Source organism: Moorena sp. SIO4E2, assembly GCF_010671945.1.
GTDB lineage: Bacteria > Cyanobacteriota > Cyanobacteriia > Cyanobacteriales > Coleofasciculaceae > Moorena > Moorena producens.
The window spans coordinates 1-16,102 of the sequence record NZ_JAAHIE010000122.1 but is presented as its reverse complement, the minus strand read 5'-3'; the positions used below and the strand labels follow the sequence as shown (position 1 = coordinate 16,102).

Genomic DNA, 16,102 nt, shown 5'->3' with positions numbered 1-16,102 from the left:
ATCAATTGAAGAATTAGAATGTTTGTTAAATCATCTTTTAAATGAAGGAGGGTTAATTATAAAATGGGTACGAAAAATAAAAAACAAAGGCAATGCTGTTATCACAGTTTAAATGCGCAACAGCTTACTGTATTAAAATTGGTAGAAGTACTGTATTAAGTATTCATACTGATACTAAGCTCGACTTAATGGATTTACGCACGATCCCTGGGATCGCAACTCCGTTAAACTCATAAGCCTTAGGCTTTTTGACTCTTGCCAGGTTACTAAGACACCCGATATGGCAAGAGTCTAGTGCTCTGTTTAAGGAAGGCTTAAGAAGTCAGCTTCCCGTTACTCGGTTTTTTTTATAAAGTTTTGTTTAATTAGCTTGACAAAAATAAAAAACAGCTGAAACTTTCCAAGACCGACCATCGTGAATTAACAGGGTGAACTCAAGGAACGATGTTGAAATTCTGCCCATGAAACTCTAACGTTTGGCTGGCTCAAGCTTGGAAGGCAACCGTCATCTGCGCGGAAAAGGAGCGGTTTGGCGAGGTTTGGTGTACAATTCCCGAGGATGTCTCTTAGGTTACCATCAAAACGTTGTGCAAACTAAGCAGTGTTAGGGTCTTGAGGACACTAATATAGATAGATAACACTGGTAACAAAGGCACCAAAGCCTTTAAGGATTAACGAAAGTGGGATCAGGGTCTCAAACATTGGCTTTCAGATGCTGTCTTAAGATCGACAAGATATCCATAGTCTATTCAAAGGGAGGTTGCCAGGTAACGTGGGAAGGAGATTTATGTGGGGCTCGGCTGTGGTAAGTTTGACCAAAGTACTGCTTGATCTCATTGACGTAGTCTTGAATATCCTCAGGTGGCAAGAAGGCAGCGGCGTTTTGAATTATCCAAGGAATTGCTCAGGGTAATGGTCGTATATCTTCTTATCTACCTACAAGATGAGACCTCTTTCGGATAAGATCATAAAACCCCTAAAATCAGTAAGTACTGCTTGAGAGGTTCTAGCTAAAAAGGCTGAGGAATATTTATATGAGCGAAATTTTCACTAAAGTTCAAGGCATCGTTTCAGAACAGTTGGACGTTGAGGCGGACCAGGTTAAGCCAGAATCCAGCTTTGCCAATGATCTGAACGCTGACTCCCTAGACACAGTTGAACTGGTAATGGCGTTAGAAGAAGCTTTCGATATCGAAATCCCTGATGAAGCGGCGGAAAAGATCGACACTGTTCAAAAGGCTGTGGATTACATTACAGAAAAAGTAGGAGCAGGAGCAGAAACTCCAGCTTGATCAGCCTGATTCATTACCGCAAGTTCTGCGTTCACGGTCGATAAGCCTAGTTTTAATGGCATGATGACAAACTTTGAGAAAAAACGGGTCGTTGTTACAGGTCTCGGTGCAATTACGCCGATAGGCAACACTGTGGCTGAGTACTGGGAAGGGTTGTTAAACGGACGCAATGGTATTGGTTTAATTTCCTTATTTGATGCCTCCAAGCACGCTTGTCGTATTGCTGGCGAGGTTAAGGGCTTTGATCCCCATGACTACATGAAGGGTAAGGAAGCAAAGCGTATGGACCGCTTTGCTCAATTTGCGGTTTCTGCCAGTAAGCAAGCATTAGCTGATGCCCAGTTTGAGATCAATGACCTGAACGCAGAACAGGTCGGTGTAATGATTGGCACTGGCATCGGTGGTCTGAAGGTACTGGAAGACCAGCAAACAGTTCTTATTAAACGTGGACCTGACCGCTGTAGTCCGTTTATGATCCCGATGATGATTGCTAACATGGCAGCTGGTCAGACAGGAATTCATACGGGAGCCAAGGGACCCAATAGTTGCCCAGTTACTGCTTGTGCCGCAGGGTCTAATGCCGTAGGTGATGCGTTTCGCTTAATCCAGCGAGGCTATGCCCAAGCCATGATTTGTGGCGGTGCTGAAGCGGCGGTGACTCCCCTAGCAATGGCTGGTTTTGCATCAGCACGAGCTTTATCTACTCGTAACGATACTCCTGAGTCAGCTTGCTGTCCTTTTGATATCGCTCGCAATGGCTTCGTGATGGGAGAAGGTTCTGGGATTGTGATCCTAGAGGAACTAGAACACGCCCTCAGTCGTGGGGCAAAAATTTATGCCGAAATCGTCGGCTATGGCATGACCTGTGATGCCCATCACATGACATCCCCTGTACCAGGTGGCGAAGGAGCAGCCAGGGCTATAGCACTGACGATGAAGGATGCTGGTTTGACGGCCGAACAGGTTAGCTACATCAATGCCCACGGGACTAGTACAGTTGCCAATGATAAAACTGAAACAGCAGCGATTAAAAAAGCTTTAGGAGACCATGCCTATAAAGTAGCAATTAGCTCCACCAAATCCATGACAGGTCATTTGTTGGGAGGGTCTGGTGGCATTGAAGCAGTGGCTTCAGTGATGGCAATTGCCCATGACCAGATTCCACCAACGATAAATTTGAACAACCCAGACCCTGAATGCGATTTGGATTACGTACCCAATTATAGTCGCCAGCAGATGGTAGAAGTAGTGCTATCCAATTCCTTTGGGTTCGGCGGTCATAATGTAACCCTAGCCTTCAAAAAATACCGGTAAAGTGGGAATAAAGTTTGAATGGTTAACGGCTTACTCCGTAGGAGAACCAAAAGGGTAGCCTTTATATTATGGTAGGCATTGGGTGAAGGTAGCTCAAGGAAAAAACTAGTAGTTACAACTACTAGTTAATGATACTTACTGAGTAACCCATATTCCCACGCTTTATGGATTGTTTTCATCCTTGATGCTTCATCTTACACTACCAGAGACGCTATCAGGCGAACATCCTTCATGCTTAGCCAATCCCTATCTCTTGCTGATTGATCCCGGTAATGGGATTATGAGAAAGTACCTTTGGGTCAACCGAGAGCCACCCTTGTTTGAACTCAGACAAATTATTGTTAGACCATAGTACACACATATCCATTAAACAGAAATTATGGCCGTTGCAACCCAGTCTCTCGAAGAACTTTGCATCAATTCCATCCGCTTCTTGGCGATTGATGCTGTAGAAAAGGCCAAGTCTGGTCATCCTGGGCTGCCCATGGGGGCGGCTCCTATGGCATTCGTGCTTTGGGACCGTTTTATGCGGTATAACCCCAAAAATCCCAATTGGTTCAACCGCGATCGCTTCGTCTTGTCGGCTGGTCATGGCTGTATGTTGCAATACGCCTTACTTTACCTAACTGGCTATGATGGTGTAACCATAGACGATCTTCAGCAGTTCCGCCAGTGGGAATCGGTTACACCTGGACACCCAGAAAACTTTGAAACCGATGGGGTTGAAGTAACTACTGGTCCATTGGGACAGGGAATTGCCAATGGTGTGGGTTTGGCAATGGCAGAAGCTCACTTAGCTGCTAGGTTCAACAAACCGGATGCTACCATTGTCGATCATTACACCTACGTCATCCTTGGTGATGGTTGCAACATGGAAGGGGTGTCTGGTGAAGCCTGTTCTTTAGCGGGTCACCTAGGACTTGGTAAACTCATCGCTCTCTACGATGACAACCATATTTCCATCGACGGCTCTACGGACTTAGCCTTTACTGAAGATGTGGGTAAGCGCTTTGAAGCGTATGGCTGGCACGTCCAACATGTAGAAAGTGGTAACACTGATCTCGAAGCTATCAATGATGCCATAGCAGCAGCCAAAGCCGTAACAGATAAGCCGTCTTTGATTAAGGTAACCACCACCATTGGCTATGGTTCTCCTAACAAAGCCAATTCACATGCTGTCCATGGTGCAGCTTTAGGTGGGGATGAAGTGGAGGCCACTCGCCAACACCTGGGATGGGAATATGAACCCTTTGTAGTTCCAGATGATGCTCTCAACCATTTACGGAAAGCTGTGGAACGGGGTACGGAAGCGGAAGCTGCCTGGAATCAAACCCTAGCTGATTACAAAACAAAGTATCCTGAACAAGCAGCAGAATTTGAGCAAATTACCAGTGGCCAACTCCCGGAAGGATGGGAAAAAGCCCTGCCCACCTACACGCCGGAAGACAAGGGAGTAGCAACCCGTAAACATTCTCAAGCCACTCTCAATGCACTCGCTCCCGTACTGCCTCAATTGATTGGTGGTTCCGCTGACCTTGCTCCCTCCAATCTCACTTTATTGAACATATCTGGGGATTTCCAGAAAGGGCAATATGAAAACCGGAACCTGCGCTTTGGCGTCCGGGAACATGGGATGGGGGCGATTTGCAATGGCATTGCCCTTCACAACTCTGGTTTGATTCCCTATGGAGCCACCTTCCTCATTTTCACCGACTATATGCGGGCAGCAATTCGCCTGTCGGCTCTATCAGAAGCTGGTGTAATTTGGGTAATGACCCACGACTCGGTAGCCTTAGGTGAAGATGGTCCGACACACCAACCTGTGGAAACCATTGCTTCCCTAAGGACTATACCAAATCTGGTAGTCCTTCGACCTGCTGATGGCAACGAAACCTCTGGGGCTTATAAGGTAGCTATTGAGCGTCGTAATGCTCCAACTCTCATCGCCTTTACCCGACAAGGTCTACCTAACCTAGCTGGTAGTTCCATTGAAGCCGCGACCAAAGGGGCTTACGTCCTCTCGGACAGCGATGGCACTCCTGACATTATCCTGATTGGTACTGGTAGCGAAGTGTCACTGTGTGTCCAAGGGGCTGAGAAGTTGCGAGAGGAAGGTAAGAAAGTCCGTGTTGTCTCCATGCCAAGCTGGGAACTTTTTGAAGCCCAGGATGAAGCCTATCGGGAATCCGTCTTGCCCAAAGCAGTGACTAAGCGCCTCGGGGTCGAAGCTGGTGTCAGCTTTGGTTGGTGCCGTTACTTGGGTACCGAGGGTGATATGATTAGCATTGATCGCTTTGGTGTTTCTGCTCCCGGTGGCGTCGCTATGGCGAAGTTTGGTTACACGGTTGAAAATGTAGTCGCTAAAGCCAAAGCATTGTTGGGATAATTAACCCAATATAATCCCTAATTCTACCTAACTCAGCTAGGGGCAACATTTCCCTGGTCATGGCAAGGCAAGACTAATCCTTGTTCTAGTGCCAGAGGGAACAAGGGAGAGGAGAAACTCTCCCTTACCTCGACCACCACCAGGGCTGTTTGGTTTTCCGTTACCCCTTAGGCCATTAGCCAAAAGGGGTAAAGCCTGACTTCACCCTTTTGGCAACGTCAGTCCTGATCACGGCAACCTTGTATATTGGAGTATCGCTAAGATATACTTGGATATACTTGATCATGAGCCAGTAGACCATGACCTGTCAAAATCTCATAGCCAAACAGATCAACACAGACAGTGGTCAGAACTATTTGCGTCTATCTGTTTTTGGGAAAACTCAAAATCTATTTAGACAATCTGGTACTCATTGCGCCAGGTTTCAAGACTCTTCCTACCCAAGCAGATGAATAGGCCATGGGTTATGCTGGAGGAGATTCACTTTGAGACCTTTGAGACCATCCCTTAACCTGGTTGACCTGGGATGCCGACTCAGTTGGCACACGAGTAGCCAAGGCGTTTTTAATGGGATTAGCAAAGTACCTTGGAGAACGTTGAACACGCTGGGCTAGTGTTAACAGCACATAGATGGTGATTAAGTAGCCAGTAGCTAGCAGGGGGATCATTAACGACATATCAATGTATAACATAAGAGTGAACAAGAGACAGATAGATGCAACGTTCTATAGAAATCTGCGGCAAAGCCATCCTAAAACCATATAGTTCTAGGATCTGGTTGCGGATAATCAGGTATGGGATACAGGTGTTTACTGCAGTTGACCGTAACCACCCTCGCCTAGCTAACTCCTGATCTTAAGGTGAGAATCATCTCAACTCAGGCTCCCGATTAGGCAACTTTTGGTGGTTATGTCTGGTTTACAACAAGTTGACTCAGTAGAGATACTGAGAGATATCAGTAGAGATCCTGAGACATAGATGGGATAGAGAGGCTTGTCTTGCCTAAGCCTACTTCTTGGCTATGGTGGGATCACCGAATTTAACTCTCCCCTTACCACGTTTGTTTGGAATTCAGTATGTTAAATCTTTAAAACCCTCAATTATCAGGATAGCACAAAAATCCTGGGTAGCCATACCGAGATCGGTACAGACTTAACAAGTCTATACAATTCCTCAAATTTCCTTCCAGTTATGCCATAAACTCAACAAAATTTTCCTATCGGGGACGGTTAGCTTAGAATTAAGAAAGAAATATGTAAACTTTCGTAACTAACTTCTGAGTCGGCTGATCACATGACCTCAGTGACCTCCCTTTTTGCTTCGGTAGAAGCAGATCTGTATCTATTGAGTGAAAACTTAAAAAACCTGATTGGTGCCAGTCACCCAATCTTATACGCTGCAGCTGAACACTTATTCGGAGCTGGGGGAAAGCGGTTACGACCAGCCATTGTATTGTTGGTCTCACGGGCAACGATAACCAACTCCAAGATTACTCCACGTCATCGCCGTCTAGCAGAAATTACTGAGATGATTCACACGGCTTCTCTGGTGCATGATGACGTGATAGACGAGTCAGATGTACGCCGGACGGTGCCCACTGTTAATAGCTTGTTCAATAACCGAATCGCTGTGCTAGCTGGTGACTTTCTGTTTGGTCAATCGGCTTGGTATCTGGCTAATCTGGATAACTTAGAGGTAGTTAAGCTGCTCTCTGAAGTGATTAAAGATATGGCAGAGGGAGAAATCCAACAAGGACTGAGTCGATTTGACACCACGACAACTATAGAAGGCTACTTGGCAAAGACTTATAACAAGACAGCTTCACTGATGGCTAATAGTGCTAAAGCAGCGGGATGCCTAAGTGGTGTTTCAGATCAGGTAGCCGAAAATTTATATCACTATGGACGTAATTTGGGGTTGGCGTTTCAGATTGTAGATGATATTCTAGACTTTACAGCTTCCACAGATGTGTTAGGTAAGCCCGCAGGGTCAGATTTAGTAAGTGGAAACCTCACAGCACCAGTTTTATTTGCCCTCGAAGAAAAACCCTACCTAGAGGTGCTCATAGAGCGAGAGTTTGCCCAGCCGGAGGATAAAGAACAAGCCTTGGCACTGGTCAGGGATAGTAAAGGAATTCAGCGATCGCGGGAAATGGCTGCCAAATATGCTCAGGCAGCAGTTAAAAATATATCAGTGTTGAAACCCTCAGAATCCAAACAAGCTCTGATTGATCTGAGCGACTATGTCTTGAGTCGCTTATACTAGAACCTTGGGTATACTAGAACATTGGAGATTGTACTCTAAGCATGGTTTGGCATGGGTAATCGGTAATGGATAATCGGTAATGGCTCAGGAGTAATGACAATTACCAATTATCTTTTTCCTGATTACCAAAGCCTTAAAATACTAATGCTGAAAATACTGATGCTGTGTAGGTACGCAGTTTTAGTGCATTACTCCAGATCAACCTGATTTATCGAATTGGGGAGTTTGAGGGGAAAGTGCGATTCGTTGGCTATAAACCTTATCCCACAAGGATTTGGGGGAATAGTCGCTAGGTCAGGAAACTGAACCATGACAACTTGATAACCATGATGGTGAAAATCCATCCGGAGGCGAAACCTTAGAATAGTGGTTTGAAGTTACCGTAAGAATTTTGAAGCCTTATTCCATGAGTTTTATCCCTTTTACCCATAGCCTGTCGCCTATAAAGGCTTCAAAATTCTAAGGTTTCATCTCCGGCCTTATTTCATATAACTTAAACTCATAACTCACAGACTGTCGCGCATTTCGGCGACCCTATTCTTACGGTAACTTCAAACCCTCGCGAAATCCGAGTGACAGCCCTACCCTGATTCATAGGAAGTAACACACCTATGGATTAATGCAAGGGTCGAACAGTGAAGCACTGCAAGCCAAAAAATGGTGTTAGTAACAGGCAAGGGACTCATGGGTACGAATAGGAAGATACGTTTAAATCATCGTTACAAACACGTAGCGAAATAAGGCTGATACGCTACCGACAAAACGTCAATGGAATAAAGATTATAGATTTTTCCCTCTATAACGATTTACCACAATATTCCCGGTGAATAGTATCGCCCTAAAAGTCCGCAGAATGGTTATCAGGAACGAATTAACCCTCACATGTACTCTCAGGAAGGTCGAATATTCTGAGTAGGTAGTTAGCCGCAAGTCATGTGGGGGCGAGATTGAGCTCAGTTGCCAATGCTTAGAGTAATATCTAGGATATGCTGACGGACTCACGTTATAGGAAATGGTGTAGTTGTAAGTAGTAATGAAAATGCCCAATACTCGGGGTTTTTCCCCAAAGTCGGAATGGAATAAGGTTAACTGGCGAAAGCTAGAAAAGACTTTATTTAAGTTACAAAAACGAATATACCGAGCCTCACAACGTGGTGATGTCCGCGTGGTTAGAAAGCTGCAAAAGACTCTGATGAAATCCTGGGACGAAACCTTAGAGAGGGTCGCCTTAATTCATATAACTTAAAACTATTACCTATAACCTGTCGCGCTCAATGGCGACCCTCTCTTACGGTAACTTCAAGGACAGCCAAAATGATTGCGGTCAGGCGAGTTACCCAGGAGAACAAAGGTAAAAAGACTGCCGGAATAGACGGGATTAAAACTTTAACCAATAAGCAGCGTCTCGCCTTAGTAGCCAAAATTAAAGTCTCCACAAAGGCACAACCCACCAGAAGAGTATGGATTCCCAAACCCGGACGGACGGAAAAACGCCCATTAGGTATCCCAACCATATATGACCGTGCTCTACAGGCACGCGGCCATTCAGGCTCTTGAACCTGAATGGGAAGCAAAATTTGAACAAGACCGTGAGACGCATTCCCCCACCTGGCCGCAGGCCACGCTACGCGAACGCTCAGGTTTTGAAGTTACCGTAAGATAGGGTCGCCTTATTAAAAAAGATTTAAACCTTTTCTGCATAGCCTGCTGACTATAAAGGCGACCCTATCTAAGAGGATATCTCCCAAGTTTTTTGATACTGAATTTTGCCCCCCTGACCCCCCAACTTTGGGGGGAACAAGAGTCAATTTGCTTCTAAAAGTCCCCCAGAATTGGGGGACCAACGGGGGCTTGGATGTAGCAAATGAGACTTCTCAGACAACCTCTAAGGTTTCGTCTCCGTGGTTAGTCCACGCCAACAACAATTACTAAAAACCTGGAACATTCATTAATCTCTTGTCGTCTAATCTTTTGTAGACTAAAAATTAACTAAGGATATTTTATTAGACCAGTGAAAGCGCCAGCAAAAGTCATACGAACTGACAAATGGAAACTTAATCCGTCCCCCGAACAGAAAGTGTTATTCGGGGAGACGGTCAAAGTTTATCGTCAGGCTTGTAGGTACTTAGTTGGTATTATTTATACTCATTGGTCTGAACTTGGCGAGTTAACAGCAGATCAGTTAACTCCTGCTGTCGAAAAGTTGATGCATAAAACAGCCAAGCGACCTAATGTAAAATATCCTCAGTTCAATAAGGCTTTTCATAAATTTCCTAGCTATTACCGTCGAGCAGCAATCGCATTTGCAGCTGGGCAGGTTAGCAGTTATGTTACCAGATACCGTGAATGGCAGTCTGGTGTCCGAAAAAGGAAAGGCGTTGCTGAATAACGAAATGGTTTAACTATAAAGGGGGATTTTTTGATATTTTAAATAATAAATAAGAAGTCTAATTGATAACTCCAACATTGGTGATGATTTAGAATAGCAAAGAGTTCGCTGATGTAGTCTGGCTAAATAATGTCTCAATCTGGTATTTTCATTTTCTATGTCTTGATGCAGTCGCTCATGGTTTGTTCGCGTTCGCCTTTGGCGTGGCCTACGGCCAAGCGTCGGCAGGCCTTGAAGTTACCGTAAGACAGGCTTGCCTTAATCAATGGAGGCGCGCTTTCCGCGTGAAGAATTAAATTACGGGGTCGCGCCTCAAGTTTTAACCATGCATCTGCATAGCCTACCAACCATAAAGGCTCCCCTGTCTAAGGTTTCGTCTCCGGGGGAAACCACGGCAATAGCGAGTGGGGGGAACCCCCAAGACCGTAATGGTGCGTTTGACCCGTAATTAAATTCGCCACGGGTCGCACCTCTGCCTCCCCAAGACCGCGCTGCATCGCTTAGATACATTTTTAGGCAAAGCAATTTAGTTTTTTCATCGTAACCACGCTCAGTTTTAACCTCTATAAATTGTCGCCCACATTCGTTGCATTTATATCTTTGTTTTCCTCTTTGATGACCATATTTATGAGTTTTATGGCTATGATATTTAGGGCATTCCATGGTTTTCTTTTTAGAATACCATTTTTTGATTCAGCAACGCCGAAATCCTTTCAAGAATATGGATTGCGGTTTGATATCGAGGAAAATTTCTGGGCGTTGCTGATTATGGGTATGGTTCCGCCCCCCTAGCCCCCCAAGCGAGGGATTGCTCGCTTGGGGGGAACAAAACTCTTAAAGTCCCCCAAGCGAGGGATTGCTCGCTTGGGGGATTTAGGGGGCTTTCATAAAATCAGATAATCGCGCATTCATTCCTTAATTCAGCAACGCCAATTTCTGGGATGACCAGTCCAATGGGAGCGAATGTGCAAAAATCCCAAATTCGCTCAGTTCCTGCTTGATCAAGGGCTTAGGTTCATCCTGGCAGTTGCTACGTTATATGTCACAGCCCCTTGGGGTTGAGGTCGTTGAAACCGGTTTTCGTCGATGGGTAGACACACACTGGCCCAGGAGGAAACAGCTATTTTCGGTAGGGTTTGGAGTGGGTCAAAGCCTCCGAGCGAAAATGGCTGGAGACTGATTCGTCGGGTTCGTTTTACATAGGTGCCCTTGACCTTGGCGAATTAAATTCGCCACGGGTCGCACCTGAGTAATCATGATCCTGACCCAGTGATGGCTTCACGAACACAACATGATAAACGACGGTATCGACTGGAATTCAAAATACAAACGTACGAGTACGTGGTTGATTAGTTTTGTCAGTCAACCAGCCCATCAGGTTCTTGCTTGTATCTGTTCCCGTTCTAAAACCAAACACCAAACACCAAACACTTAACACCTAATTATGATCAGAAAATGTTAAAAAAATCAGTCGAAATTTCATTGTTATAGCAGTTCAAGTTATAGGATTACGATCGAATAGCCTGTAGGAGCGCTTAAGCGTACTTGGCAATTACCGCTAATTTTGTGTCGATAACCCCTCATCACAACAGGGTGTATTTAGGATATCCTATGACTAACACTTATGGGATAGGGTCTTGACTCGGGAGCAGTTATTATGGTTAACTGCTAACAGTTAAGCATGAGGGTAGCAGCGGGCAAGCTTTGTCCTACTCCTAGACGGAGATAGGTTAATTTTTAATGTCGCTCTTTTGTGATTTGTAATAAGTCGTAGTTTGGTCTGTATGGAGTAAGCAGATGGATGGTGCTTTTGGGAGCAAAAGGTTAATTGGTAATCACGCCCATCAAGAGGATGAATTGAACTCAAGGGTAAACTCAAATGCGATCGCAAAATCAAGCTCTATTCTGGACTTGATTTCCTCAAATTCCGATCAAGTCAGGGTGTTTGCCTTCGATATCCGAAGCCAACCTCACTTTCAGGGCAAGAATACACTCCAACCTTGGGCGTCACGAGCCCTAGCTGTAGCTGGTTCAGACGATGTCGTGATGATTCCTGGAAATCTGGATGCAGAGTACTACGACTGGCTGAAAAATCTTGGCTTAGGACCCCAGAAAGTCTTTGCCTTCAACCGTGAAAATGAACCAGCACTGCTCTCAGAGCTGATAATGCAAAAAGCGGATGAAGTAAGAGCATTTCTTGCATCGATTGGAAAACCCTTGGTGTTTGTTCCTTATTATTCGGCAGATCTAGATAAACAGGCGGCGTCAACCATTGATGCCGTTTTTTTTGGCTGTGATCAGTCTATTACCTTAAAGTATTTTGACAAGTCCACCTTTAAGGACCTGTGTCAGTCTCTTGGTATTCCCACAGTACCAGGAACTATCCTGAGTAAATCATCAGACTCTGAGGATTTTGAGACAAAACTGCGACAGGAAATCTTAGGTTGGCTTAAGGATTATGAGACGTTACTGATCCGGGGCGCACAAGGGTCTGTAGGCTCATCACTTTATAAAGTTAACAGCAGTAACCTCGACACTGAGATGCCAAAAATGCTGGCATCGGGAGAGAGTTGTTTTTTAATTGAGCCATTCCTTAAAGTCATTACATCCCCCAATGACCAGTGGATGATTGGCAGCAATGGAGAAATTGCTCATCTGGGAGTGACATGCCAGCTATTTAGTGGGTTAAAACATATCGGTAACGTGAAAGGAAAACCCTATTCAAGACGGATAGAAGGGTTAATTCGCGATTACTCCTTCAAAATCGCCCAGCAGATGCGGGATGATGGCTATCTTGGCATCTTAGGCATCGATTATATTGTCACAGATCAAGGAATATTTCCCATCGAAAATAACGCCCGATTGAACGGATCGTCCTTTGCGTTTTTTATTCTTGACAATTTGTTTGGTTCTAGTGACTACGATGGATGCTGGAAGGTGTTGAGACTTGAAATCGAACCCTGTAGTTTTAGCACCCTCCGGGAAAAGATTGGTTCCTTAATTTACCAGGGTAATGGTAATCCGAATTTTGTCTTTCCTTATGAATTTGACACCTTACGAACTCAAGGGGATGTCACTATACTAATTGTAGCTGAGGATTTACATCACCTGGAATACGTTGAGAAAGAACTATTATCTAAGCTAGAGATAGCAGCTCTTAATTAAAGTATGTCAGCTAATAGCTCACAGCTGAAGGCTCATATATAATTATTTTCTCATTAAACAGTACTACACCAGGCCAATTTGTCTTCATAACTAGAAAGTTATGGTCTACTTTATCCTGATCAACCTCACAAATATAGCTTACCTTAGCTATATTTGTGACTTCGCCTAGGGTAGTAGGGCAATTGCAATGGTATTTCCTAGTTCAGAGTACTATTGTATGAAAACTGGGTACCTGTTAAGCAAAAACTAGTACTAGTTTCTGGTTAACCAGTACTGTTGTGTAACAAACGGGTACCCGTTTATCATTAAGCAGTACTGTTGTGTAACAAACTAGTACTGTTGTGTAATAAACGGGTACCTGTTTCTGGTTAACCAGTACTGTTGTATAACAAACGGGTACCCATTTTTCCTTAACGGGTACTCGTTTCTCGTTAACTAGTACTGGTTTGTAACAAAACAGTACCCATTTCTCATTAACGGGTACTGTTTCTCATTAATGGGTACCCGTTTCTCGTTAACGGGTACTGATTTGTGAGTACGGTAGACTTAATAGCAAGGGAAATGTAGTTTAGCCTCTACTATTAGGTTTTTTCTGACGTTTTTTCTTATGCATGCTCTATCAATTCCAACTTGGATTATTCACATTTCCAGTGTTATCGAGTGGATCGCTGCAATTTGGCTAATCTGGACCTATGGTGAAATTACTGGTAATCGTGCTTGGTGGGCATTGTCTTTTGCCATGTTACCAGCATTGGTCAGTGCTATGTGTGCTATCACCTGGCACTTTTTTGACAACCAACAATCCCTGGAGTGGATGGTTACACTCCAAGCAGCGATGACAGTTGTCGGTAACTGTACCCTTTGTGGAGCAGCTTGGTGGATTTGGCGTTCAGCCTAAGGTTGCTACCAATGCCAGGGATAAGTTGTACGGTAAGCTATCAGCTATCAGCTATCAGCTATCAGCTATCAGCTATCAGCTATCAGCTATCAGCTATCAGCTGACGGCTGACGGCTGACGGCTGACAGCTGACGGCTGACAGCTGACGGCTGACGTTTTACGAATCATTTTGACAACCGTTTTTGCTGATCTTCAGATGATTTCTAAAGAGACATTATTTGCCATTTCCCTATTTCCTTACCTAGGATTATTGTGGTTTCTCACTCGTTCTGGACAAACACCCCGTTTAGCGCTAATCGGATTTTACGTCCTCTTGGTGTTTGTTTTTGTTACCATCCCAGCTGGGATTTATTCCAAGGTAGCTTATCAGGAAGCATTAGCTGATGTGGATTGGCTACATGGCAGTGCTGAGTTTTTTTTAACCCTTTCCAATACTTTAGTAGTACTGGGCTTCCGACAAGCAATTATGGAACATATCGCAAAGGGAACAGGGAACAGGGAACAGGGAACAGGAAACAGGGAGTAGCGATGCAGAGGTGCGACCCGTGGCGAATTTAATTACGGGTCAAACGCACCATTACGGTCTTGGGGAGGCAGTGAGGCCAAAGGGGGTTCCCCCCATGAGCAACTGCCGTGGTTTCCCCCATGAGCGACTGCATCAAGACGGGAATATGGCATTAAAAATTATCACAATTCCTACACGGATTGCTATAAGGGTTTGAAGTAATCAGGTAATTAGATAATGAGGGGATAGGCAGATAAGCTACATAATCTCAAAAAATTCCCTACTGTCACCATCAGTCCTGATCACATCATTGTTTATCTGTTCGTAGATAGGGCAATATATAATTATAGATAAAAGCCCGACTGCTGACCAGTATAATGAGCTACTGTCTCAATCCCACTTGCCCCAATCCCAAAAATCGAGAAGGAACTAAATTTTGCATTGCCTGTGGCTCGAAGTTACTGCTCAAAGAGCGATACCGAGGGATTAAACCTATAGGTCAGGGTGGATTTGGTAAAACCTTCTTGGCTGTGGATGAAGATAAACCTTCTAAGCCTCCCTGCGTGATCAAGCAGTTTTTTCCCCAAGCCCAGGGAACCAATACGGTTCAAAAGGCCGCTGAGTTATTCACCCTCGAAGCGGTACGGCTGGATGAGTTGGGCAAACATCCTCAAATTCCGGAACTGCTGGCGTATTTTTGTCAAGATAGCCAACAGTATTTAGTCCAAGAGTTTATCGATGGACAAAACTTAGTCCAAGAACTGGCAAGTCGGGGTGGATTTAATGAAGCACAAATTCGGGCGCTACTGGATGATTTGCTGCCATTGCTGCAATTTGTTCATCAACATCATGTCATCCATCGGGACATCAAGCCAGAAAACATTATTCGCCGCAGGGGTTCAAGGTCTTCAGTTGTGGGGGGAGCAACTCAGGTCGCTGGTCAACTGGTTCTGGTTGATTTTGGAGCATCGAAAGCTGCTACTGGCACTAGTCTAGGCAAAACTGGGACAGCGATTGGCTCATTTGGTTATGTATCACCAGAGCAAAGTATTGGTAGAGCAGTTTTTGCCAGTGACATCTATAGTCTTGGTATCACTTGTATTCATTTATTGACCGATAGGCACCCCTGTGATTTATTTGATGTCAGGGAGGGTGTCTGGATATGGCGGAACTTTTTGAGTCATCCTATTAGTGATCAGCTTGGTCGCATCATCGACAAGATGATAGCGGGGGCTATTAACCGACGTTATCAATCAGCGACTGAGGTAAGTAAAGATTTGCATCTTCAGACAACTCCCCCAACAGCTCTAAGGCAACAAAAACCAGTTACACCTCTAAGGCAACGAAAACCAGTTACACCAGTCAAATCTACTGTACCATCAAAGCCTGCAGTCGGGGGATTGAATAAAAGGATTGCTCAAGAATTAGAAGAATTAAAGTCTGAAATTATGGGTAATCCGACAACTAAATCAACCCATCAAACCCTTGGTTCTCAGGTGGCTGGTTCTAGTAGTTTACCGAAAACTAAAACTAAACTTGATCGGGAATTGGAGGAGATTCAATCTGAATTTCTTGACTCTTCTAATCCTCAGCAAAATCCTGGTTAAGATTGATAAAGAAGGGAGTAGGGAGTAGGGAGCAGGGAACAGGGCATAGGGCATAGTAAAAAAGAGCTCCGAAGAGTTTTTGATGTTATTAGAAATCAGCAAGATTGTTGGCGTTGCTGAATCTTTGAATAAATAGGAGTAGAGTGGGCATCCTGCCAGCCCCACAATATCGCCGAACAGGCAAGATGCCTATTCCACCTCACTCTTAAAATCATTCTATTATTAACCAACGCCAGATTGTTCATGAACTATTTGTAAATGCTATAGTTTTAGTAAATTGC

12 protein-coding genes and 3 pseudogenes are annotated in these 16,102 nt (G+C 44.5%); 12 read left to right on the top strand and 3 right to left on the bottom strand.

The genetic code is table 11. From position 1 onward, the window contains the following. The first annotated feature begins 1,028 nt into the window (after positions 1-1,028). The 3 genes from acpP to tkt all read left to right on the top strand — a co-directional run bounded on the left by acpP (position 1,029) and on the right by tkt (position 4,992). Positions 1,029-1,292, top strand: coding sequence for an acyl carrier protein (acpP, locus tag F6K37_RS15105; protein WP_131827125.1), 264 nt, complete (start codon positions 1,029-1,031; stop codon positions 1,290-1,292). 63 nt (positions 1,293-1,355) lie between these two features. Then, a complete protein-coding gene (fabF, locus tag F6K37_RS15100; protein WP_044493297.1) occupies positions 1,356-2,606 on the top strand; it encodes a beta-ketoacyl-ACP synthase II in 1,251 nt (416 codons plus the stop codon). Positions 2,607-2,985: 379 nt separating this feature from the next. Next, positions 2,986-4,992 carry a transketolase gene (gene tkt, locus F6K37_RS15095; RefSeq protein WP_008184696.1) on the top strand — a complete coding sequence of 669 codons (2,007 nt, stop codon included), beginning with the start codon at positions 2,986-2,988 and terminating at the stop codon, positions 4,990-4,992. A 464-nt stretch (positions 4,993-5,456) separates the two neighbouring features. Here tkt and F6K37_RS15090 read toward each other — a convergent pair whose 3' ends face one another. After that, positions 5,457-5,660 (bottom strand): hypothetical protein, encoded by a 204-nt coding sequence (locus F6K37_RS15090; RefSeq protein ID WP_044493299.1) that lies wholly within the window; start codon positions 5,658-5,660, stop codon positions 5,457-5,459. 625 nt (positions 5,661-6,285) lie between these two features. Here F6K37_RS15090 and sds point away from each other — a divergent pair. From sds to F6K37_RS15075, 3 genes and pseudogenes are all read left to right on the top strand, one after another. Then, positions 6,286-7,257 carry a solanesyl diphosphate synthase gene (gene sds, locus F6K37_RS15085; RefSeq protein ID WP_008184698.1) on the top strand — a complete coding sequence of 324 codons (972 nt, stop codon included), beginning with the start codon at positions 6,286-6,288 and terminating at the stop codon, positions 7,255-7,257. Positions 7,258-8,290: 1,033 nt separating this feature from the next. Further along, a pseudogene (locus F6K37_RS15080) lies at positions 8,291-8,839 on the top strand (reverse transcriptase N-terminal domain-containing protein); the annotation flags it as partial. Positions 8,840-9,268: 429 nt separating this feature from the next. Next, a pseudogene (locus tag F6K37_RS15075) lies at positions 9,269-9,631 on the top strand (hypothetical protein); the annotation flags it as partial. A 24-nt stretch (positions 9,632-9,655) separates the two neighbouring features. Here the strand turns inward: F6K37_RS15075 and F6K37_RS15070 are convergent. Then, positions 9,656-9,817: a hypothetical protein gene (locus tag F6K37_RS15070; RefSeq protein WP_267872037.1), complete on the bottom strand. Its 162-nt coding sequence runs from the start codon at positions 9,815-9,817 to the stop codon at positions 9,656-9,658. A gap of 402 nt (positions 9,818-10,219) precedes the next feature. Then, a pseudogene (locus tag F6K37_RS15065) lies at positions 10,220-10,309 on the bottom strand (transposase-like zinc-binding domain-containing protein); the annotation flags it as partial. A 1,134-nt stretch (positions 10,310-11,443) separates the two neighbouring features. On the opposite strand from F6K37_RS15065, the gene F6K37_RS15060 reads away from it, so the two are divergent. The 6 genes from F6K37_RS15060 (at position 11,444) to F6K37_RS15035 (ending at position 15,821) form a co-directional block, all read left to right on the top strand. After that, positions 11,444-12,811, top strand: coding sequence for a hypothetical protein (locus F6K37_RS15060; RefSeq protein WP_008184713.1), 1,368 nt, complete (start codon positions 11,444-11,446; stop codon positions 12,809-12,811). A gap of 607 nt (positions 12,812-13,418) precedes the next feature. Further along, positions 13,419-13,709, top strand: coding sequence for a DUF2499 domain-containing protein (locus F6K37_RS15055; RefSeq protein WP_008184715.1), 291 nt, complete (start codon positions 13,419-13,421; stop codon positions 13,707-13,709). Continuing rightward, the gene (locus F6K37_RS15050) at positions 13,654-13,827 is read left to right on the top strand and encodes a hypothetical protein (protein ID WP_287250994.1); all 174 of its coding nucleotides are present in this window, start codon (positions 13,654-13,656) and stop codon (positions 13,825-13,827) included. The genes F6K37_RS15055 and F6K37_RS15050 overlap by 56 nt, the downstream gene beginning before the upstream one ends. A 78-nt stretch (positions 13,828-13,905) precedes the next feature. Continuing rightward, positions 13,906-14,235, top strand: a complete 330-nt coding sequence (locus F6K37_RS15045; RefSeq protein WP_287250992.1) for a DUF3593 domain-containing protein — start codon at positions 13,906-13,908, stop codon at positions 14,233-14,235. Between the two features lie 19 nt (positions 14,236-14,254). Next, positions 14,255-14,431: a hypothetical protein gene (locus tag F6K37_RS15040; protein WP_154659801.1), complete on the top strand. Its 177-nt coding sequence runs from the start codon at positions 14,255-14,257 to the stop codon at positions 14,429-14,431. A 160-nt stretch (positions 14,432-14,591) separates the two neighbouring features. Continuing rightward, positions 14,592-15,821 carry a serine/threonine-protein kinase gene (locus F6K37_RS15035; protein ID WP_008184719.1) on the top strand — a complete coding sequence of 410 codons (1,230 nt, stop codon included), beginning with the start codon at positions 14,592-14,594 and terminating at the stop codon, positions 15,819-15,821. Positions 15,822-16,102 lie beyond the last annotated feature (281 nt).